The sequence below is a fragment of the Pseudaquabacterium terrae genome, from assembly GCF_013266755.1.
In the GTDB taxonomy this organism is placed as follows: domain Bacteria; phylum Pseudomonadota; class Gammaproteobacteria; order Burkholderiales; family Burkholderiaceae_C; genus Pseudaquabacterium; species Pseudaquabacterium terrae.
Map to the genome: position 1 here is coordinate 405,822 of NZ_JABRWJ010000002.1, position 20,427 is coordinate 426,248.

General features: G+C 70.7%; 21 protein-coding genes and 1 pseudogene. 3 read left to right on the plus strand and 19 right to left on the minus strand.

All coding sequences use genetic code 11. The features are described 5' to 3' along the window. Window positions 1-7: 7 nt before the first annotated feature. The 4 genes from HLB44_RS06960 to HLB44_RS06975 form a co-directional block, all read right to left on the minus strand. Window positions 8-907: a complex I NDUFA9 subunit family protein gene (locus HLB44_RS06960; protein WP_173121827.1), complete on the minus strand. Its 900-nt coding sequence runs from the start codon at window positions 905-907 to the stop codon at window positions 8-10. Between the two features lie 83 nt (window positions 908-990). Further along, window positions 991-3,054: a lytic transglycosylase domain-containing protein gene (locus HLB44_RS06965; protein WP_173121828.1), complete on the minus strand. Its 2,064-nt coding sequence runs from the start codon at window positions 3,052-3,054 to the stop codon at window positions 991-993. 102 nt (window positions 3,055-3,156) lie between these two features. Further along, on the minus strand, window positions 3,157-3,843 hold the full coding sequence (locus tag HLB44_RS06970; protein ID WP_173121829.1) for a glutathione S-transferase N-terminal domain-containing protein: 687 nt from the start codon (window positions 3,841-3,843) through the stop codon (window positions 3,157-3,159). An 88-nt stretch (window positions 3,844-3,931) separates the two neighbouring features. Beyond that, window positions 3,932-4,924 carry a LysR substrate-binding domain-containing protein gene (locus HLB44_RS06975; protein WP_173121830.1) on the minus strand — a complete coding sequence of 331 codons (993 nt, stop codon included), beginning with the start codon at window positions 4,922-4,924 and terminating at the stop codon, window positions 3,932-3,934. Window positions 4,925-5,047: 123 nt separating this feature from the next. Here HLB44_RS06975 and HLB44_RS38320 point away from each other — a divergent pair. Then, window positions 5,048-5,230: pseudogene (locus HLB44_RS38320) on the plus strand (DUF2917 domain-containing protein); the annotation flags it as partial. 62 nt (window positions 5,231-5,292) lie between these two features. Here HLB44_RS38320 and HLB44_RS06980 read toward each other — a convergent pair. Next, window positions 5,293-5,733, minus strand: coding sequence for a TfoX/Sxy family protein (locus HLB44_RS06980; RefSeq protein WP_173121831.1), 441 nt, complete (start codon window positions 5,731-5,733; stop codon window positions 5,293-5,295). 42 nt (window positions 5,734-5,775) lie between these two features. Here HLB44_RS06980 and HLB44_RS06985 point away from each other — a divergent pair, with 42 nt between their 5' ends. Continuing rightward, a complete protein-coding gene (locus HLB44_RS06985) occupies window positions 5,776-6,375 on the plus strand; it encodes a 5-formyltetrahydrofolate cyclo-ligase (RefSeq protein ID WP_173121832.1) in 600 nt (199 codons plus the stop codon). A 7-nt stretch (window positions 6,376-6,382) separates the two neighbouring features. Here HLB44_RS06985 and HLB44_RS06990 read toward each other — a convergent pair whose 3' ends face one another. From HLB44_RS06990 to mpl, 14 genes are all read right to left on the minus strand, one after another. Continuing rightward, the gene (locus tag HLB44_RS06990) at window positions 6,383-7,291 is read right to left on the minus strand and encodes a carbohydrate kinase family protein (protein ID WP_173121833.1); all 909 of its coding nucleotides are present in this window, start codon (window positions 7,289-7,291) and stop codon (window positions 6,383-6,385) included. 41 nt (window positions 7,292-7,332) lie between these two features. Beyond that, window positions 7,333-8,256, minus strand: a complete 924-nt coding sequence (locus HLB44_RS37070; protein ID WP_246312109.1) for a zinc-ribbon and DUF3426 domain-containing protein — start codon at window positions 8,254-8,256, stop codon at window positions 7,333-7,335. A gap of 7 nt (window positions 8,257-8,263) precedes the next feature. Then, window positions 8,264-9,181 (minus strand): 50S ribosomal protein L11 methyltransferase, encoded by a 918-nt coding sequence (gene prmA / locus HLB44_RS07000; protein WP_173121834.1) that lies wholly within the window; start codon window positions 9,179-9,181, stop codon window positions 8,264-8,266. A gap of 18 nt (window positions 9,182-9,199) precedes the next feature. After that, complete coding sequence (gene accC / locus HLB44_RS07005; protein ID WP_173121835.1) at window positions 9,200-10,549, minus strand: acetyl-CoA carboxylase biotin carboxylase subunit; 1,350 nt, start codon at window positions 10,547-10,549, stop codon at window positions 9,200-9,202. A gap of 7 nt (window positions 10,550-10,556) precedes the next feature. Next, window positions 10,557-11,021, minus strand: coding sequence for an acetyl-CoA carboxylase biotin carboxyl carrier protein (gene accB, locus HLB44_RS07010; RefSeq protein WP_173121836.1), 465 nt, complete (start codon window positions 11,019-11,021; stop codon window positions 10,557-10,559). Between the two features lie 205 nt (window positions 11,022-11,226). Beyond that, complete coding sequence (locus HLB44_RS07015) at window positions 11,227-11,745, minus strand: TlpA family protein disulfide reductase (protein WP_173121837.1); 519 nt, start codon at window positions 11,743-11,745, stop codon at window positions 11,227-11,229. After that, window positions 11,742-12,338 (minus strand): hypothetical protein, encoded by a 597-nt coding sequence (locus HLB44_RS07020; protein WP_173121838.1) that lies wholly within the window; start codon window positions 12,336-12,338, stop codon window positions 11,742-11,744. The genes HLB44_RS07015 and HLB44_RS07020 overlap by 4 nt, the downstream gene beginning before the upstream one ends. A 40-nt stretch (window positions 12,339-12,378) precedes the next feature. After that, window positions 12,379-13,140 (minus strand): monofunctional biosynthetic peptidoglycan transglycosylase, encoded by a 762-nt coding sequence (gene mtgA / locus HLB44_RS07025; RefSeq protein ID WP_173121839.1) that lies wholly within the window; start codon window positions 13,138-13,140, stop codon window positions 12,379-12,381. Then, entirely contained in the window at window positions 13,131-14,006 is an 876-nt protein-coding gene (gene aroE / locus HLB44_RS07030; RefSeq protein WP_173121840.1) for a shikimate dehydrogenase, read from the minus strand. Before aroE ends, mtgA begins: the two co-directional genes overlap by 10 nt. Before the next feature lie 14 nt (window positions 14,007-14,020). After that, on the minus strand, window positions 14,021-14,884 hold the full coding sequence (locus HLB44_RS07035) for an energy transducer TonB (protein WP_173121841.1): 864 nt from the start codon (window positions 14,882-14,884) through the stop codon (window positions 14,021-14,023). A 15-nt stretch (window positions 14,885-14,899) separates the two neighbouring features. Then, complete coding sequence (locus HLB44_RS07040; RefSeq protein WP_425500773.1) at window positions 14,900-16,948, minus strand: ribonuclease catalytic domain-containing protein; 2,049 nt, start codon at window positions 16,946-16,948, stop codon at window positions 14,900-14,902. Next, complete coding sequence (locus HLB44_RS07045; RefSeq protein WP_173121842.1) at window positions 16,945-18,021, minus strand: PLP-dependent cysteine synthase family protein; 1,077 nt, start codon at window positions 18,019-18,021, stop codon at window positions 16,945-16,947. Before HLB44_RS07045 ends, HLB44_RS07040 begins: the two co-directional genes overlap by 4 nt. Then, on the minus strand, window positions 18,018-18,596 hold the full coding sequence (locus HLB44_RS07050) for a YqiA/YcfP family alpha/beta fold hydrolase (RefSeq protein ID WP_173121843.1): 579 nt from the start codon (window positions 18,594-18,596) through the stop codon (window positions 18,018-18,020). Before HLB44_RS07050 ends, HLB44_RS07045 begins: the two co-directional genes overlap by 4 nt. After that, the gene (gene mpl, locus HLB44_RS07055; RefSeq protein WP_173121844.1) at window positions 18,596-19,969 is read right to left on the minus strand and encodes a UDP-N-acetylmuramate:L-alanyl-gamma-D-glutamyl-meso-diaminopimelate ligase; all 1,374 of its coding nucleotides are present in this window, start codon (window positions 19,967-19,969) and stop codon (window positions 18,596-18,598) included. Before mpl ends, HLB44_RS07050 begins: the two co-directional genes overlap by 1 nt. A 34-nt stretch (window positions 19,970-20,003) precedes the next feature. Here mpl and HLB44_RS07060 point away from each other — a divergent pair, with 34 nt between their 5' ends. Then, complete coding sequence (locus HLB44_RS07060) at window positions 20,004-20,420, plus strand: hypothetical protein (protein WP_173121845.1); 417 nt, start codon at window positions 20,004-20,006, stop codon at window positions 20,418-20,420. The last annotated feature ends 7 nt before the right edge of the window (window positions 20,421-20,427 follow it).

Here is a 20,427-nt window from a genome sequence, read left to right on the forward strand (position 1 = left end):
GCGGCTGCTAACGCGCAAAGTGCGCGCCCAGGATGTCGATCGTCGCCGGCCGCAGGCCGAGCTCGGCGAGCCCCGGAAGCGCGCCGCTGGCAACGTTCGGCACGCGCATCGACAGCAGGTTGTCGGCCGACATCAGCGGCGTGCCGGGCAACAACGCCATCAGCGCCGCCTGCACGCGGCCGATCGCCTCGGGCAGCGGCAGCACCGGTCGTTCGCAGCCGGCCAGGCGCCCGACGTGCTGCACGATCTGCTTCAGGCTCAGCACCTCGGGTCCGGCGATCTCGACGATGCCGCCCGCCGGGGCCGGCCGGTCGACGCTGGCGACGATGGCGCGCGCGACATCGCTGACCCACACCGGCTGGAACAGCGCATCGGCGCCGGCCAGCGGCAGCACCGGAAACAGCCGCTGCAGGCGCACGAACAGGTTCGTGAAGCGGTCCTCGGCGCCGAAGATCACCGACGGGCGCACGATCGTCACGTCGAGACCGCTGTCGCGCCAGACCGCTTCACCGGCGGCCTTGCTGCGCAGGTAGGCCGACGGTGCATCGGTCGCGACGCCGAGCGCGCTGACATGCACGACGCGCTGCACGCCGGCGGCGCGGCAGGCGGCCGCCAGCTTGCGCGGCAGCGCCACATGCACCTGCTCGAACGCCTGCGCAGTGCCGTGCAGGATCGCGACCAGGTGGATCAGCGTGTCGGCGCCATCGAACACGGCCGCCAGCTGCTGCGGCTCGTGCACGTTGCAGCGCACCAGCTCGACCGTCGGCAGCATGCGGATCACGTTGCCCCGCGGCAGCTGGCGCGTCGGCACGACGATGGCGGTGCCGGCATCGCGCTCGAACAGGCGCTCGCAGACGACGCGGCCGACGAAGCCGGTGCCTCCGGTGACGACGATGCGCCGGGCCATCAGCCGGCGCCGGGCCGTTCCCAAGGCGGCTGAACGCCCCTCGGGGGCCGCGAACGTAGTGAGCTAGGGGCTGACATCTCTCATCAGGGCAGCTCGCCGTTGACCGGCGTGGTGCTGTCCCGGGGACCGATCGGCGGGCCGAGGCGGGCCTTCAGCACCGCCGGCTGTCGGGTCAGCAACGCGGCATACAACGCGCTGTTGGCGAGCACCTTCTTGACGTAGTCGCGCGTCTCGTTGAACGGCACGTTCTCGGCCCAGGCCGCGGCTTCGAGCGACGGGCCCTCGCGCCAGCGCCGCGGCCGCCCAGGGCCGGCGTTGTAGGCGGCGGCGGCCAGCGGCATCGAGCCGGAGAGGTCGTCGAGCACCATCTTCAGGTAGCGCGTGCCGAGCTTCAGGTTCAGCGCCGGCTCGTACAGCTGCTCGATGCGCGCCGGGTTGAAGTCGATGCCGATCTTCTTCGCGACCCAGCGCGCAGTGTTCGGCATCAGCTGCATCAGTCCCGACGCACCGGCGTGCGAGCGCAGCGTCGCCATGAAGCGGGTCTCCTGGCGGATCAGGCCGAAGACGAAGGCCGGCTCGAGTCCGGCGGCGGTGGCGGCCTGGTGGATCTCGTTCGAATACGGCATCGGGTAGCGCGACGCCAGGTCGAACTCGGTGCGCGTGCGATCGCTGGTGTTGATGCACAGCTGCCAGTCGGCGACCTCGCAGGCCCAGCGCGCGGCGGCCAGCAGCTCGCGATCCCCGAGGCCGCGCAGCGTGAAGTTCCATTCGCGCCGGGCCTCGTCGCGCAGCCCGAGCGTGGCCAGGTGCATCGAACGCACGAAGCCGGGTGTCGCGCGCGTGGTCTCGCGTTCGGCCGGCGTCGTCGGCGCGGCCGACGCGGGCAGCTGCAGCGGTTGGCCCAGGTCTTCCATCGCCAGCTGGCCATAGAAGTGCAGCGGGCTGGCCAGCTCTTCGAGCGCGCGCTTCGCCTCGGCGCGTTGTGGATCGCCGTCGCCCCCTTCGCGGGCAGTGCCCGCCAGCGCGCGCGCCTTCCAGTAGGCCCAGGCGGGGTCGGTCAGCGTCGAGGGCGCCATCGCGGCGATCGGCTTCAGCACCAGCGTCCAGCGGTCGCGCGCCTGCGGCGCACGCAGCGCGGCGCGGGCGCCCCAGACGAGGGTCTCCTCGCTCCAGCCGGGCTGCGCGGCTTCGGCCGCCGGCAGCAGCGACCAGGCGCGCCGGTAGTGCGCGACGGCATCGGTCGAGAGCTTGAACGCCGCTTGCCGGCCGGTGAAGGCCCAGCCCCAGGCGGCCTGCGACGGCGTGAAGCCGTGCTGGCGGCGATCCTCGAGCAGGCCGGCGGCCACGTCGGCATCGTTCTGCGCCACGCGCATCAGCGCCAGCAGCCGCAGCTCCTGGCGCTGACGGTTCGACGGTGCAGGACGGCGCAGGTAGTGCAGCGGGTTGTCGAGCGCCTCGCCGAGCTCCTTGGCGTCGAGCTTGTCGAACAGACCGACCGCGACCTTCGCGGCCGCCGGCCGGTTGGCCTCGACCGCCAGCCGAGCCTTGCGCCAGACATCGTCGGCGCCGAGGCGCTTGGCCTCGAACAGCGTCGCGGCCAGCGTCTGGCAGCCGTCGTCGAGCTCGCGCTGGGCGAACCAGGCCGCGCGTGCGGCGTCGCGCACGTCGCGGCCGGCCTGGTGCTCGGTCAGCAGCCACCAGCACGTGACCTCGCGGTCGTCGTTCATCTTGAAGCGCGGGTAGTCGCGCGCGATGGCCGCCCAGTCGCGACGCCGCCCGAGCTCGAGCAGCCAGTCGTTGCGCAGCCGGTCTTCGAGGTAACTGCCGGGCCAGCGCGCGTGGAAGGCCTCGATCTCGTCGGCGCGCACTTCGTACAGGCGGTTCAGCAGCTCCCAGTATTCGACCCAGCTGGCGAGCGGGTGCTGCGCCGCCTGCACCGCGGCGCGCGCGGCGGCCAGGCGCTGGCGGTCGCGCTTGCGCAATGCTTCGCGGGCTTCGACGACCGTGTCGTCGGCCGCGCTGCGGGCGTTGGCCGCTGCGTTCGCTGGTTGGGGGGAGGGGGCGGCATGCGGACCGCCGCAGGCCAGCACGCTGCAGGCGAGCAGCAGCGTGCGAAGGGAGGAGAAGAGTGAAAGGCGGCCGGGCATCACGGGGGCGAGGCGCGCGGCGGCGGCCTCGCAAAGACACTGTAACGCAGGGGCCGCGCGCGGCGCCGACCGGATCGATGCGCGCGGCGCCGCTTTTCGCGCCTAGTCGCGGCTGCTGCGGTACGGTTCCTCGAAGTCGAGGAATTCCTTTTCGGCGAGCGCGTCGCGCACCCAGGCCGCCATGCCGGGATTCGTGTACTGGCGCTCGATGTAGGCCTCGATCGCCGCGGGCACCGGCAGCGCATAAGTGCGCAGCCGCGCGCAGATCGGCGCGAAGTAGGCATCGGCGATGCTGAAGCCGCCGAAAAGGTAGGGGCCGCCGCTGGCCTCGAGCGCCTCGGTCCACATCGCGACGATGCGGGCCAGGTCGGTGCCGACGGCCGGCTGCTCGGCGAGCACCTTGGCGCCGATCTGCGGCAGCGCGGCTTCGATGTTCATCGGGCAGGCGCTGCGCAGCGCGCCGAAGCCCGAGTGCATCTCGGCGCACAGGCTGCGCGCGCGGGCACGCTGCAGGCGGTCGGCCGGCCAGAGCGGGCGCTCGGGAAACTTGTCGGCCAGGTATTCGGCGATGGCCAGCGTGTCCCAGACCGCGAAGCCGTCGTCGACGAGCAGCGGCACGCGCGCGGTCGGCGACAGCCTGGAGATCGCCTGCTTGAAGCGCGAATCGGGCGTGAAGCCGTCGAAGCGCAGCATCACCTCCTCGAAGGGCAGCTCGAATTGGGTCATCAGCACCCACGGGCGCATCGACCAGGACGAGTAGTTCTTGTTGCCGACGTAAAGCTGCATCACGCGGATTCTCCTGATTCCTCGAAAGCCCTCCTCGGGCGGGTCAACGATCGTAGGGGCTCGGCGGGCGATGTGGTGTGCAAGTGCCGCATCAATCCGATGCGCCGGGCGCATCGGCGGCCGTGCCGGGCTGTTCGGCGATCGCCGCCCGCGTGCGCGCCGCCTCGTCGCGTACCCAGTCGGCGAAGGCGCGCAGCGCCGGACGCATGCGCGCCTGCGGCAGCAGGATCAGCCAGTAGCAGGTCTCGCCGGGAATGCGCGCGGCCGGGCCGAAGGGCTCGACCAGCTCGCCGCGCTCGACCAGGTCGTGCACCAGCGGCAGGCGCGCCAGCGCGACGCCCTGGCCGGCGACGGCGCCCTGCACCTGCTGGTGGGTGTAGTTCAGATAGACCCAGCGCCGCGGCTCGAGCTGCGGCTGGCCATGCAGCTTGAGCCAGCGGCGCCAGCTCAGGAAGGCGGCGCTCGGGCGGTGATCATCCTCCTCGAGCAGCGCGTGGGCGGCCAGGTCGGCCGGCGCGGCCAGCGGCGGCGCGCGGCCGCTGCGGCCCTGCTCCAGCAGCCAGGGGCTGGCCATCGGCGACAGCGTTTCGCCGAACATCAGCTCGGCGTGCGGCGGCACGTTGCGCTGGAAGTCGTAGCGCAGCACCAGGTCGACTTCAGGATCGTCGAGCTCGACCAGCTTGTCGGAAGCCGACAGCCGGATGTCGATGTCCGGATGCAGCTGCTGGAAGTGGGTCAGCCGCGGCATCAGCCACAGCGTGGCAAAGGAGGCGAAGGTCGAGACGTTGACGTGCTCGCGGCCGCGCTGCACGCGCAGCTGGCGCACCGTGCGGTCGATGCGTTCGAGCGCCGGCACCACCGCCTGCTGCAGCGCGATGCCGGCGGTCGTCAGCTCGACGCGGCGCGTGCCGCGGTTGAACAGGCTCCCACCGAGCTCTTGCTCGAGCGATTTGATCTGCCGGCTGACGGCCGACTGCGTCAGGTACAGCTCGTCGGCCGCGGCGCTGAAGGACAGGCGCCGGGCCACCGCTTCGAAGGCCCGCAGGCCATCCAGCGAGAGCGGGCGCCGCGGCGGAGTATTCATGCCTGAAACGCATCAATGAGGTGGAGGGATTGCATTGGACCACAGAGGTTCGAATGCCGATCATTGCGGGTAACTACTGAGGAGTACGCAATGAGCAAGCTGCATCAATCGACGAGCTGGCAGATGTTGGACCGGACGCCGCGCCGGCTGCGCCTGGATGCCGCGACGCGGCTGCAGACTCAGCGTGACGGCTGGCTGGCGGTGCACGAAGGCCGGGTCTGGATCACGCGCGACGGCGGTGGGCTGGACCACGTGCTGCAGCCGGGCGAGCGCTTCTGGCTGCGCGCCGGCGACGGCCTGGTGATCGAGCCCTGGCGGCGTGGCGAGATGAGCTGCCTCGGCTGGCAACTGCCGGCGCAGGCCCCGGCTCAGCGCTTGGCGGCCCGACCGGCCTTGCGCGCCGACGCCGGCTTCAGCGCTGCCGCTTGGGGCGCCGTGGCGCGGGCCTTGCGCGGCGCGGCCGAACGTTTGCTGGCCGCCGCCCGCAGCGCCGATGCGATGGCCAGCCGTGCCCAGGGCAGCATCAGGGCCGGTGACTCCATGGCTTCCTGCGGCGCGCTCCAGTAAGCCATCACGATGCGCTGCCCGTCGCGGGTGGCGTAGTCGAAGGGCACGCAGCCGGCGGCGCGAAAGACCTCGCGCGTCGGCTCGTCGGTGCGCAGGTACAACGTGTCGGCGATCAGCAGCGCGACGAACTGGTCGTCGACGTACAGCCCGTGGCCGCCGAACATCCGGCGCGCCCGGCTCGGTCCGGCGGCGCCGAGCAGTTCGAGGCAATGGGTGACGAATTCAGCGTCGGAAGCGGTCATCGCATCAGTGTGCCGGCCGCGCCGACGCCGCACAATCGGCGGATGGATACGCCCCTCGGCTTCAGCCTCGAACCGTCGCGCGACAAGGCGCAGCTGCGCAAGCAGCTCCAGGCCGAGCGCCAGTCGATGCACGACCGCCACCAGCGCGCGGTGCACCTGCAGGAGGTGCTGCGGGTCTGGCTGGTGTCGCGCTTCGAGCAGACCATCGGCGCCTACTGGCCGATCAAGGGTGAGTTCGATGCGCTGCCGGCGCTGTTTCGCTGGACCGAGGCCGATCCGGCGCGGCGCATCGGGCTGCCGGTGATCAACCGCGAGACCAAGCAACTGCGCTTTCACGTCTGGTTCCCGGGCTGCCCGATGGAAGAGGACGCCTACGGCATCCCGAAGCCCAAGGACACCGAGGCCTTCGAGCCGGCGCTGTTGCTGGTGCCCTGCGTCGGTTTCGGGCCGAAGGGTGTGCGGCTGGGTTACGGCGGCGGCTTCTATGACCGCACGCTGGCGGCGCTGCAGCCACGGCCAGTGACGGTCGGCGTCGGTTACGCCCACGGCTTCATCCCCTGGCTCGAGGGTGAGCCGCACGACGTGCCGCTCGACGCCATGCTGACCGAGGACGGCGTGGTCTGGCAGAAGGACCGCGCTTAAGCCGCGCTCAAGCGTCGGTGGCGTCCGGCACCGGGTGGTTCTGGCCGCCGCGGTGGCTGATCTTCAGTGCGCCGACGCGGTTGCCGAGGCGAATGCAGCGCTCCAGCGTCCAGCCCTTCGCCAGCCCGAACAGCAACGCGCCGCGGAAGGCGTCGCCGCAGCCGGTCGGGTCGACGATCTCGCCGGCTTGCACACCGGGAATGTGCTGGCGCTCGCCGTCCTGCCACAGCTCGCTGCCCTCGGCGCCGAGCGTGACGACGACGCCGGCGATCTGCGGCTGGCGCGACAGCTCGGCCAGCGTGGTACCCATGCGCTCGCACAGCATGCGGCCCTCGTAGTCGTTGACGGCGATCCAGCGCGCCAGCGTGACGAAGCGCTGCAGCTCGGCGCCATCGAACATCGGCAGCTGCTGGCCCGGATCGAAGATGAACGGGATGCCGGCGGTGGCGAGCTGCTCGGCATGGCTGAGCATGGCGTCGCGGCCGTCCGGCGCGATGATCGCCAGCTGGATGTCGCTGCGATCGCGCGGCACCACTGTTTCATGCGCCTGCTGCATCGCACCCGGGTGGAAGGCGGTGATCTGGTTGTTGTCGAGGTCGGTGATGATGATCGCCTGCGCGGTGTAGGCGTCGGCCGAGCGCAGCACCAGCGAGGTGTCGCAGCCCCACGAGGCGAAGCGCTCGAGGTATTCGCCGCCGTCGTTGCCGAGCGCGGCCATCACCAGCGGCGCACCGCCGAGCTTGTGCAGCGTGTAGGCGATGTTGCCGGCGCAGCCGCCGAACTCGCGCCGCAGCGTAGGCACCAGGAACGAGACGTTCAGGATGTGCACCTGGTCGGGCAGGATCTGCTGCGCGAAGCGGCCAGGGAAGTTGGTGATCGTGTCGAAGGCCAGCGAGCCGGAGATCAGGACGGACATGGTGCAGCGGGCCGGGGCACGGCCAGGTTCGTTGGCGAAAGTCAGGGGTAGAAGAGCTCGACGGTGTAGCCGCTGACGCGGCGTTCACCGGTCGACAGCAGGGCCTGCAGCGGCAGCTCGGCGCCGGCATCGATCACCGGCGGCAGGCCGAGCTCCGCGGCCAGCAGCACTTTACGAGCGACCAGCTTGCCGCTGCCGTCGGTCAGCGACAGGTCGACCGCGGGTGCCGCCAGCGCGGTGTCGCCGCGGTTGTGCAGCACCACCGACAAGCGGTACAGCGCCGCGCTTTCCAGCCGCGTCAGGCCGCTGGAGTCGACCGACAGCCGGTCGATGCGCTTCAGCGGCTCGATGCTGCAGCCGGTGACGGCGCAGCCCGCCGCCAGCAGCGGGCGCATGCCCGGCAGGTGCGCGGCCAGCAGGTCGCGGCCGGCCAGCGCCAACTGGGCGAGCAATGCGACCGCCAGCAGCAGTGACAGCGTTGCGAGGCCGGCGCGCACCGGGGTGCGGCGCCACAACGCCGCGCGGTCGGCGGCGCGCACGAAGCGGGGGGCTTCGACGCTCGGAGCGGGTACCGCTGGCGGCGGTGGCGCCCCCGACTCGTCCGGCGCCGACTCGCTGCTGAACGAGACGATCGCTGCCGGCAGGTCGTCGTCCTCGAGCATCGACTCGGTCACCGGACCGGTGGCCGGGAAGCTGGTGGTCGGCGCGGAGTTGTCGGTGAGCGTGCTGGAGAAGTCGTCCTCCGCATGACCGCGCGATGCGGCCGGCGCCTGCCAGCCGGCATCGGCCTGCTCGGCGGCGGCATGCTCGACGGCCGGTTCGCCGTCGAGCTCGCACAGGTTCTCGAGCGCGTTGAACACCGCCGAGCAGCGGCCGCAGCGCACCCAGCCTTCGGAGATCTTCAATTGATCCTGGACGACACGGAACACCGTGCCGCACTCCGTGCAGCGAGTCGCCAGGCTCATGCGGGAATCATGCCACGCCGCTGGCGTGGTCTTTTCGCGCGGTCATCAGGATCCAGCCGTCTTCGCTGTCGCTCACTTCGAGCGCTAGCCACGGGGCGTAGGCGGCCTTCAGCTCGTCGGCCTGGCGTTCCAGGATGCCGGCGAGCACCAGGTCGCCGCCGGCGGCGACGTGCCCGCACAGCAGCGGCGCGAGCAGCTTCAGCGGTGTCGCCAGGATGTTGGCGAGCACCAATGGGTACGCGCCGGATGCCGCCTCGGGCCGGCCGGCGTTCAACGTGACGCCGTTGGCGGCGGCGTTCGCCTGCGTCGACTCGACCGCCGCGTCGTCGATGTCGACCGCGTCGACGCCTCGAGCGCCGTGCAGCGCGGCGCCGATCGCCAGGATGCCGGAGCCGCAGCCGTAGTCCAGCACGCGCGCCCACCCTGGGGATGTGCCCGCGGCGTGGCGGGCAATCCAGCGCAGGCACATGCGCGTCGTCGGGTGCGTGCCGGTGCCGAAAGCGAGTCCCGGGTCGAGGCGAATGACACGTTCTGCGGCCGCCGGCGCTTCATGCCAGCTCGGCACGATCCAGAACGTCGGCGTGATCTCGACCGGCGCGAACTGCGATTGCGTCAGCCGCACCCAGTCCTGCTCGGCGACCTCGCGCAGCGCCGCGACCTTCAGCCCGGTCGACCAGTCCTGCGCCAGCAGCAGCGTCACCGCCTCGGTGGCGGCGGCTTCGGTCTCGAACAGCGCCGTCAGCGTCGAATGTTCCCAGCCCGGACGGGGCGCCGGCAGGCCGGGCTCGCCGAACAAGGCCTGCTCGGCCGCGGTGCCGGCATCGGCATCCTCGACCGAGACCGACAACGCGTCGAGCTCGTCGGCGAGCGCCTCGGAGACCGTCTCGACCAGCGCCTCGGGGACGTGCAGGACCAGCTCGTGCATCGCAGGCTCCGGTGCCGGTCAGCGTTTGTGGCGGCCGAGCCAGCCTTCGAGGTAGTGGATGCTGGTGCCGCCCTCGATGAACTTGGCGTCGACCATCAGCTCGCGGTGCAGCGGGATGTTGGTCTGGATGCCCTCGACGACGCACTCCGACAAGGCGGTGCGCATGCGCGCCAGCGCCTGCTCGCGCGTGTCGCCGTGCACGATGATCTTGCCGATCATCGAGTCGTAGTTCGGCGGCACGAGGTAGTTCGTGTAGGCGTGCGAATCGACGCGCACGCCCGGGCCGCCCGGCATGTGCCACATCACGATGCGGCCCGGCGACGGCGTGAACTTGTAGGGGTCCTCGGCGTTGACCCGGCACTCGATCGCGTGGCCGCGCAGCTCGATGTTGCGCTGGGCGAACGGCAGCCGCTCGCCGGCGGCGATGCGGATCTGCATCTGCACGATGTCGATGCCGGTGACCCATTCGGTCACCGGGTGCTCGACCTGCACGCGCGTGTTCATCTCGATGAAATAGAACTCGCCGTTCTCGAACAGGAACTCGAAGGTCCCGGCGCCGCGGTAGCCGATCTTCTTGCAGGCGGCGGCGCAGCGCTCGCCGATCTTCTCGATGACGCGGCGCGGCACGCCCGGCGCCGGCGCTTCCTCGATGATCTTCTGGTGGCGGCGCTGCATCGAGCAATCGCGCTCGCCGAGCCAGACCGCGTTCTTGTGCTGGTCGGCCAGGATCTGGATCTCGATGTGGCGCGGGTTCTCGAGGAACTTCTCCATGTACACGGCCGGGTTGCCGAAGGCGGCGCCCGCCTCGCTGCGCGTGGTCTGCACCGCGTGCAGCAGAGCCGCCTCGGTGTGCACGACGCGCATGCCCCGGCCACCGCCGCCGCCCGCGGCCTTGATGATCACCGGATAACCGACCGCCCGCGCCGTCTGCACGATCACCTTCGGATCGTCGGGCAGAGCGCCTTCCGAGCCCGGCACGCAGGGCACGCCGGACTTGATCATCGCCTGCTTGGCGGCGACCTTGTCGCCCATGATGCGGATCGACTCGGGCGTCGGGCCGATGAAGGTGAAGCCGCTCTTCTCGACGCGCTCGGCGAAGTCGGCGTTTTCGGACAGGAAGCCGTAGCCGGGATGGATCGCCTCGGCGTCGGTGACCTCGGCGGTCGAGATGATCGCCGGCATGTTCAGGTAGCTCTGGCCCGATGGCGGCGGGCCGATGCAGACCGCCTCGTCGGCGAGCTTGACGTACTTGGCCTCGCGGTCGGCCTCGGAATAGACGACGACCGACTTGATGCCCATCTCGCGGCAGGCGCGCTGAATCCGAAGTGCGATTTCACCTCGGTTGGCAATGAGAATCTTCTTGAACATCGGCCGGTCACTCGATCACGAAGAGCGGCTGGCCGAACTCGACCGCCTGGCCGTTCTCGACCAGGACCTTGGTGATCGTGCCGGCGTGGTCGGTCTCGATCTCGTTCATGATCTTCATCGCCTCGATGATGCAGATCGGCTCGCCTTCCTTGACCTGCTGGCCGACGTCGGCCAACGGCTTGGCGCCCGGGCTGGAGGCGCGGTAGAAGGTGCCGACCATCGGCGACTTGACGATGTGACCGGTCTCGACCGGCGCGGCAGGGGCCGCCGGTGCAGCGGCGGCGCCGGCGGCGACCGGCTGCTGCGGCGCCGGCATGGCGTGCATCATCATCGGGGCGGCCGAGTGCATCACCTGGGGCCGTGCGTCGGCCTTGACGATGCGCACCTTGCCGTCGGCCTCGGTGATCTCGAGCTCGGAAATATTCGACTCGGAGACCAGGTCGATCAAGGTCTTCAGCTTGCGCAGGTCCATACGACGCACTCCAGTTCTTCGGGTTTCTTGCCGGCTGCAGAATGGGATCTGCGTTCAACGGCTGCGAAAGGCGCGCGATTGTGGCACAACGTGCCGACGGCGCGGCAATCCCTGCGATGAATTCTTCGCAACGGCCTTATCCGCACACTTCGAATCTTTTGACGGATTTTGCCGGCTCGTTGTCCGACAAAGAGGCTGAATCGCGTCAGAGCTTACGCGACCACGACTGCAGCTCGTCGTAGCTGGTCTCGCCCATCTTGCGCTGCGCAATGGTGCCCTTGGGGCTGATCATCACGGTGAACGGCAAGGCGCCCTGCAGGTTGCCGAGCTGATGCACCAGGTCGGTCCCGTCGAGGCCGCCGAGGCCGATCGGGAAGCCGATCTTGACGCGGCCGAGGAACTCGCGCACCGGTTTCGGACCGTCGATCGCGACGCCGATGACCTGGCCTTGCCGCTTCGAGAAGTCGCGGTAGAAGCGATCGATCTCGGGCATTTCGCGCAGGCAGGGCGCGCACCATGTGGCCCAGAAGTTGATCAACAGCGGCTTGCCGCGCAGCGAGGCCATCGCCAGCTCGCCCCCTTCGGGGCGCTCGAAGCGCATCAGCCACATCGCCGCCAGCGGATCGCCGGCATCGGCCTGGCGGTGCCACCACGCGAAGCCCGCGCCGCCGAGCGCGGCGGCCCCGGCGACGGCGCCGGTCAGGATCTGGCGGCGCCGGGTCATGTCGCGCCCTCGGTAAGGCGGCGGCGCAGCGCTTCGGTATCGCCGCGCCAGCTGCGGCCCTGCGCATCCGGCTTCAGAGCGCCGCGCAGCGCGTCGTGATCGAGCACCGTCAGGTGCAGCGTCACGTGGTCGGCCAGCGCTTGCGAGCGCACGGTAACGATCAACACCGTCGCTTCGCCGCCATGGCCGTCGGGCCGCGTTGCGCTGTCGTAGTCGATGCCGCGATTGATCAGCGCGATCTCCGCCGACTTGGCGTCGTCGCAGTACAACTCGAGCTGAACCGCCGACAGCCGTGTCGCGGTGCCGCGCCAGACGGCGCCGGCCACGTGCGGCCGGAATTCGGCCAGGCGCTCCATCCAGCCCAGCGCCAGCTCGCGCAGCGCGCGCAGCTCGGCCGGCTGGGTGTCGGCGCAGAACAGCGCCAGGTGGGCACGCACTTCGTCTTCCACGGCTTCGTTGCTCGGCAGGAGCGTGGGCCGGTTCTGGCCGAGCGCGCGGGCGGCCTTGCGCTTCGCGGCGCCGTACTCCATGCCTTCCTCGACCACCAGGCGGGCGGCGGAAGCGGCGATCTCGGCGGTCATCGGGGCAGCCATGTGTTGAATTGTAGGAAGTGCTGGCTGGCCGACGGGCAGACTACGGCAATTCGACTGCCGGCATGCGCGCCACGATGGTCGCCGCGCGGCCTTGCACATAACCCGAGCCGGGGTTCTTCTCGAAGCGTTTCGGCGCCGGCAGCATCACCGCCAGGCGCGCCGCGGCATAGGTGTCGAGCCGGCTGGGATCGGTGCGGAAGTAGTGGCGCGCCGCGGCGTGGGCGCCGAACAGGCCCTCGCCCCACTCGACGCTGTTCAGATAGATCTCGAGGATGCGGCGCTTCGTCAGCAGCGTTTCGAGCGCGAAGGTCAGCACCAGCTCCTGCGTCTTGCGTGCGAGCGTGCGCTCGCCGGACAGGAACAGGTTCTTCGCCAGCTGCTGGCTGATCGTCGAGCCGCCGATCACCTTCGGCGGCCGCCGCGCGGCCTTCGATTGCGGCGCCGCCGCGGCGATGCGCTGCGCGCGCGTTTCGTTGCGGACATTCTTGTCCCAGGCCTTCTCGATCGCATCCCACTCGATGCCGCTGTGCTCGGCGAAGCCGGCGTCCTCGCTGGCGATCACCGCGCGCTTCAGGTTCGCCGACAGGCGCTCGTCGTCGACCCATTGCTGGCTCCACTCGATGCGCTGCTTCTCGACCAGCAGGCGCCACACTTCGCTGCGCTGGAAGGTCGTCGATTGCGGGGCGATCAGCGTCATCAACGCGATGCGCAGCACGAAGTACAGCTGCAGTGCGACGGCGCACAGCAGCAGCAGCGCGAGCGGCCGCAGCAGCGCCCGCAGGGCCGGCGACTTCAGCTGCATGTCGCCGCCAGGCGCGCCGCCAGCGCCGCGAGCACCGGCGCCGTCTGCGGCCGCACGCCACGCCACAGCCAGAAGGCCTCGGCCGCCTGCTCGACCAGCATGCCCAGGCCGTCGCGCCCGCGCGCGTCATGGGCGGTGGCCCAGGCCAGGAAGGGCGCGGCGGCCGGGCCGTACATCATGTCCAGCGCCAGCGCGCCCGGGGCCAGCGTCTGCGCCGTGACCGGCACCGCGGCGCCGGCCAGGCTGCTGGCGCTGCTGTTGAGCAGCACGCCGTAGTGCTCGCCGCAGTCGGCCAGGCCGCGCGCTTCGAGCCCGACGCCGCGCTGCTCGGCGAGCGCGCGGTGGCGTTCGACCAGCACCACGGCGCGCTCGGCGGTGCGGTTGGCGACGACGACCAGCGCCGGCCCGGCTTCGATCAACGGGCCCAGCACGCCCGCCGCCGCGCCGCCGGCGCCGACCAGCAGCACGCGCTGGCCGGCGAGCGCGATACCTGCGCCGTGCTCGATGTCGCGCACCAGGCCGATGCCGTCGCTGTTGTCGGCGAACCAGCCGTCGGCATCGAAGCGCAGAACGTTGGCCGCTTGCGCCAGCGCTGCGCGCGCGGACAGATGGCGCGCCAGTGCCGGCGCCTCGAACTTGAAGGGCACGGTGATGTTGCAGCCGCGCGCCGGGCCGACGCCGGCGGCCGGGTCGGCACTGGCGATGAAGGCGCGCACCGTGGCCTCGAATTCGCCGGGCGGGCATTCGATGCGCCCGTAGGCGATCGGCTGGCCGGTCTGGCGCGCGAACTCGGCGTGAATGAAGGGCGATTGGCTGTGGGCCACCGGGTGGCCGAGCACGGCATAACGATCGACAGGCGTGGGCATCTCGGATGACGTGCTCAGGGTGACGCGCTCAGGCTGGTTTCGAGCCCGTCTTCACGGGTGAAGCGAAAGCGCGAGGTGACGACGATCTGGTCGGCCTGCTGGCGCATCGGCTTGCTGAACGGGCCATACGGTGCTGCGCCGTGCACGATCGCGACGGCGCGTTTGTCGAGCACGCGGTTGCCCGATCCGAGCACCACCTCGGCCTCGATCACCCGGCCGCGCGCGTCGACGGTGACGTTCATCGTCAGCTCGCCGTAGAGCTTCTTGCCGCGGTACTCGGGGAAGTCGCGCGTGCCGCGCTCCTCGATGCGGCGGCGCAGCTGGTCGTAGTACAGCGCGTAGACCTCTTCGCGCGTCGCCGGGCTGATGTAGCGCTTCTTCGGCCGCGCGTTCTCGTCGTTGATGCGCTTCTCGATCTCGGCCAGCAGCTTCAGCAGCTGGCGCCGGCGCTCGTCCTGGTCGCGGTCCTTCGGCGTGCCGGACTCGCGCTGCGGATCGGGCGGTGGCAGCATCGCGACCTCGCGCCGCACCTGGGCCAGCAACTGCTGCTGCTGCTCCTGCAGCGTGTCGACGCGGCGGCGCGCGTCTTCGCTGGCATCGCCGATCTCGACCTGCGCGGTCGCCGGCAGCGGCGAGGTCGCCCGACCCTGCGCGGCGTCGCCGCCGCCGGCGAGCGACGCCTGCGCGATCGCCGCGGCCTTGGCCGGCAGGTCGTCCGAGCGCGCGTTGACCAGCACGACGTCGAGCGGCGTGTCGCGGAAGACGCGCTCGAATTGCTCCGGATCGACGAAACGCAGCGTCAGCAGCCCGGCATGCACGGCGACCGAGAACAGCAGCGCGACCTGCAGCGTCGACAAGTGCAGCAGCCGCAGCTTCATCGCCGCCGGGCCTGGTCAGGAAGCGCTGTCGGCGGCCGGGGCGACCGGCTCGCCAACGGATCCGGCGTCGGCGACATCGATCGCCAGGGCCAGCGGCGCCGCGGCTTCGGCTTCCTCGTCGACGTCTTCCTCGGCTTCTCCGGCCACCGGCAGCGGCGCGTCGAGGCGCGTCACCAGCGTCGCATGCACGTCGAGCGTCAGCAGGTCGATGCCGGTGATGCGCACACGCACATGCGTGCCGCGCGGCAGCGCGTCGCAGCCGAGCGCCTTGAAGACCAGCGGCAGCGTGTCGGCGCGCACCAGCCCGTCCTTCAGCGCCGCGGCGTCGAGCTCAGCCACCGCGTTCTGCTCCAGCCAGCGCAGCGCCCAGTAGCGCTCGATGCCGTGCTGGAAGTCGTTGTACGCGCTGTAGGCGGCATCGAAGGACGAGATCACCGAGAACAGCGTCGCGTCCTTGGGCTTGAACGGCGCGGCCAGTGCGGCGGTGCGGCCATGGCGCGCGGCGGCGACGATCTGCCACTGGTTGACGAGGTCGACGTAACGCCGCAGCGGCGAGGTGGCCCAGGTGTACTGCGCCACGCCCATGCCGGCGTGTGGCGCCGGCTTGATGCCCATGCGCACCTTGATGCCGGGCGCCAGGCTGGCCTGGCTGCGGTAGATGCCGGGCACGCCGCAATCGGCGAGCAGGCCGCCCCAGTGGCTGTTGGCGAGGATCATCGCCTCGGAGACGATCAGGTCCAGCGGCGCGCCGCGGCGGCGCTCGGTGATCTGCACCGTTTCGTCGCCGCTCGGCTCGCCCTGCGACCCGCTGAGCCGGTAGTTGTAGTCCGGGCGGTTGAAGTTCTCCGGCTTGCCGCGCACCACCTCGCGCTGCGCCTTCAGGTGGCGGGCGAGGCGGAAGGCGAAGGCGAGCTCCGGCGCAAATGCGTAGTCGGCCGGTGCCTCGCCTTGCAGCGCCGCTTCGGTGATCACCGCATCGAGCTGGTCATGGCGCAGGTTCGCGGCGATCGGCACGCGCTCGATGCGCGTCTCGTTGCCGCGCAGTTCGAGCGTGGCTTCGTCGTAGCTGAAATACACGCTGACGGCAGGACAGTCGCGCCCCTCGATCAGCGTGTAGGCCTGCACGACCTCGTCGGGCAGCATCGTCAGCTTCCAGCCCGGCATGTAGACCGTCGACAGCCGCTCGCGGGCGAGCTTGTCGAGCGGCGAGTCGGGCGTGATCGCCAGGCCCGGTGCCGCGATGTGCACGCCGAAGGTGACGGTGCCGGAGCCGAGGCCACGCACCGACAGCGCATCGTCGATCTCGGTGGTTTGCGAATCGTCGATCGAGAAGGCCTGCACGTCGGCGCGCGGCAGGTCGTCCTTGATGGCCGGCGCGGCCAGTGCCGGGAAGCCGGTGCCCTTCGGGAACTGCTCGAACAGGAAGCGGCGCCAGTGGAACTGGTAGGGCGAGCTGATCGCGCCGGCGGACTTCAGCAGCTCCAGCGGCGCGCGCTGCGCGCGGCGAGCGGCCTCGACGACTGCCTTGTACTCGGGCCCGTTCTTGTCGGGCTTGAACAGGATGCGGTAGAGCTGCTCCTGCACCGGCGCCGGGCAGCGGCCGCCGATCAGCTCGTCGGCCCAGCCGTCGATCTGCGCGGCAAGCTGCTTCTTGCGCTCGAGCGCCAGCAGCGCGGCCTTGACGATCTCCTCGGGCGCCTTCTTGAAGCGGCCCTTGCCGGCGCGGCGGAAGTAATGCGGCGCTTCGAACAGGCGAAACAGCGCCGCGGCCTGCTGCTCCGGGCCGGCCTTGGCATCGAAATAGTCGCGCGCCAGGTCGTCGAAGCCGAACTCGCCCTCGGGCGCGAATTCCCACGCCAGGTCGAGGTCGATGTCGCCGGCCAGCGCCTGCGCGCGACTCATCAACTCCGCCGGCTGCGGCTTGTCGAAGCGCAGCAGCACATTGGTGGATTTCACTTTGACGCGCTTGCCGGAGTCGAGCTCGATCTGCATCGAGGCATCGGTATCGGACATCACGCGGCCGGCGAGAAACTTGCCGGCATCATCGAACAGGGCGTAGCTCACTCGGCGGATTGTCCCATCGCGGCGTGGTGCGCCGATTCGATGCCGGCGTCGCCCGGGCCGTCGAGTCCATTGGCCGCGCGCCAGCCGGCATCGAAGGCGGTGTCGGCATACCGCTCGCCGGCATCGCAGATCAGCGTGACGATGCTGCCGCGCTCGCCCCGCGCGGCCATCTCGCGCGCCAGGTGCAGCACGCCGGCGAAGTTGGTGCCGGTCGAGGGCCCGACGCGGCGGCCGAGCCGCGCCGACAGGTCGAGCGCCGCGGCAAAACTGGCCGCATCGGGCACGCGCAGCATGCGGTCGATCACCGACGGCAGGAACGAGGGCTCGACGCGCGGCCGGCCGATGCCTTCGATGCGCCCGCGCTGCCCGTGCGCCAAGTCGTCGCGGCCCTGCGCAAAGGCGTCGAAGAAGACCGAGCGCTCGGGGTCGACGACTGCCAGCTCGGTGGTCGCCAGCGCATCGCGGCGGTAGCGGATGTAGCGGCCGATGGTGGCCGAGGTGCCGCCGGTGCCGGCGCCGACGACGATCCAGCGCGGCAGCGGATGCAGCTCCTCGCGCAGCTGCGCGAAGATGCTCTCGGCGATGTTGTTGTTGCCGCGCCAGTCGGTCGCCCGCTCGGCGTTGGTGAACTGGTCCATGTAATGGCCGCGTCTCTCGCGTGCCAGCGCCTCGGCCGCGGCGTAGACCTGCGGCGCTTCGACTTCCAGGCACTGGCCGCCGAAGAAGGCGATCTCCTCGAGCTTGCGGCGCGCGGTGTTCTGCGGCACCACGGCGACGAAGGGCAGGCCGAGCAGGCGCGCGAAGTACGCCTCGCTGATCGCCGTCGAGCCCGACGAGGCCTCGACGATCGTCGTCTGCGGGCCGATGTGGCCGTTGCACAGGCCGTAGAGGAACAGCGAGCGCGCGAGCCGGTGCTTCAGGCTGCCCGACGGGTGCGTCGACTCGTCCTTCAGGTAGACGTCGACGCCCGGCGCCTCGGGCAGGGTGAGCGGCACCAGGTGCGTGTCGGCCGAGCGGCGGGCATCGGCTTCGATGCGGCGCAGCGCCTCGGCGACCCAGGCACGAGCGGTCATGAGAGCTCCAGTCGTTCGAGCAGCCACGGCAGGTGCTGCTCGAAATCCGACAACGCGTGGTCGCTGCCGTCGAGCAGGCGGATCGCCGCGCCGGGGTAGCGGGCGCACATCTCGCGCCAGTCGAGCACCTCGTCGCCTTTGGCGATCAGCGCCGCGTAGCGTTCCGGCCGGGTGATCGCGGCGGGCGTCAGCGCGCGCAGCTCGTCGACGTATTCGGCGCGGAACAGGAAGTGTTCCTCGGGCTGGTGGAATTGCGTCTGCTCGCCGATGTATGCGGCGAGGTCACGCGCCGGATCGATGGCGGGATTCAGCAGCAGCGCCCGGCAGCCGACGGCCTCGGCCAGCACGGTGGCGTAGAAGCCGCCGAGTGAGCTGCCGATCACCGCGCTGTGCTCGACCGGCCACCCGGCGACCGCTTCGCGGATCAGTGCCCAGGCCGCCGCCGGCGAGGGCGGCAATTGCGGGCAGTGCCACTGCACGTCCCGCCGATGCCGCTGCAGCCACGCGTGCAGCAGACGCGCCTTGAACGACGACGGCGACGAGCGGAAGCCGTGCAGGTACAGCAGATGGTTCATCAAAGTGCCAGCGCCGCCAGCAGCTTCGCGTGGATGCCGCCGAAGCCGCCGTTGCTCATCACCAGCACGTGATCGCCGGGCTTCGCGGCGCGGGTGATCGCCGTGACGAGCTTGTCGACCGAGTCCGCCACCAGCGCCTGCTGGCCCAGCGGCGCGAGCGCCTCGCCGGCATCCCAGCCGTAGTCGCCTTGCAGGCAGAAGCTCAGGTCGGCTTCTTCCAGCGCCCACGGCAGCTGCGCCTTCATCGCCCCCAGCTTCATCGTGTTGCTGCGCGGCTCGAAGGCGACGAGGATGCGCGCCCCGCCGACCTTGCGCCGCAGGCCGTCGAGCGTCGTGCGCATCGCCGTCGGGTGGTGGGCGAAGTCGTCGTAGACCTTGATGCCGCGCGCTTCACCGCGCAGCTCCATGCGCCGGCGCACGTTCTCGAAGCGGCTCAAGGCCGCGGCGGCAACGTCGGGCGCCACGCCGGCATGCTCGGCCGCGCCGATCGCCGCCAGCGCGTTGAGCTGGTTGTGCTCGCCGAGCAACGGCCATTCGACGCGGCCGATCTTGAGACTCCCGCGCAGCACGTCGAAGGCATGCGGCTCGCCGCGCGCGCGCAAGGCGCCGGGCTCCTCCTTGCGCGCACCGAAGCGCTGCACCTCGCTCCAGCAGCCGCGTGCCAGCACGCGGGCCAGCGCCTCGTCGCGCACGTTGACCACCAGCCGGCCGCTCGCCGGCACCGTGCGCACCAGGTGATGGAACTGCGTCTCGATCGCGCCCAGGTCCGGGAAGATGTCGGCGTGGTCGTACTCGAGGTTGTTGAGGATCGCGGTGCGCGGCCGGTAGTGCACGAACTTGCTGCGCTTGTCGAAGAACGCGGTGTCGTACTCGTCGGCCTCGATGACGAAGTAGCGGCCTGTGCCTGCGCGGGCTTCGTCGGAACCCAGCCGCGCCGAGACGCCGAAGTTCTGCGGCACGCCGCCGACCAGGAAGCCCGGCTGCAGGCCGGCCGCCTCGAGGATCCAGGCGAGCATCGCCGTCGTAGTGGTCTTGCCGTGCGTGCCGGCGACCGCCAGCACATGGCGCCCGGCGAGCACCTCGTCGGCCAGCCACTGCGGACCGCTGGTGTAGCGCGCACCGGCGTCGAGGATGGCTTCGATCAGCGGGTTGCCGCGCGTGCCGACGTTGCCGATCACGAACAGGTCGGGCTTCAACGCCAGCTGGTCCGGCGTGTAGCCCTCGAGCAGGTCGATGCCGAGCGCGCGCAGCTGCTCGCTCATCGGCGGGTAGACGTTGGCATCGCAGCCGGTGACCCGGTGGCCCGCTTCGCGTGCGATCGCCGCCAGGCCACCCATGAAGGTGCCGCAGATGCCGAGGATGTGGATGTGCATAGGGCGCAAATTCTAGGAGGCGACAATTCGAGGCATGGCTTGGATCGTGTCGCACCCGTGGGTCTATCCGATGCTCGAGGTGCTGCACATCGTCGGCATCGCGCTGCTGGTGGGCAACCTGGTGCTGCTGGAGGTGCGCGTCTGGGGCATCGGCGGTGCGCTGCCGATCGAGCCGCTGGCGCGGCTGGCGCTGCTGATCGCGCTGGCGGGCTTCGGGCTCGTCGCGGCGAGCGGGCTGACGATGTTCGCCGGCCAGCCGCAGGAGCTGCTCGCCAACCGCGTGTTCGTCATCAAGATGGGCCTCGTGATGCTGGGCGGTGCGAATGCGGCGGTGTTCCATGCCCGCCATGGCCTGCAACGGCTCGACCGCATCGCCAAGCTGCAGACTGCACTGTCGCTGGGGCTTTGGATCGTGGTCATCATGCTCGGTCGCTGGATCGCCTATCGCTGACTGCACG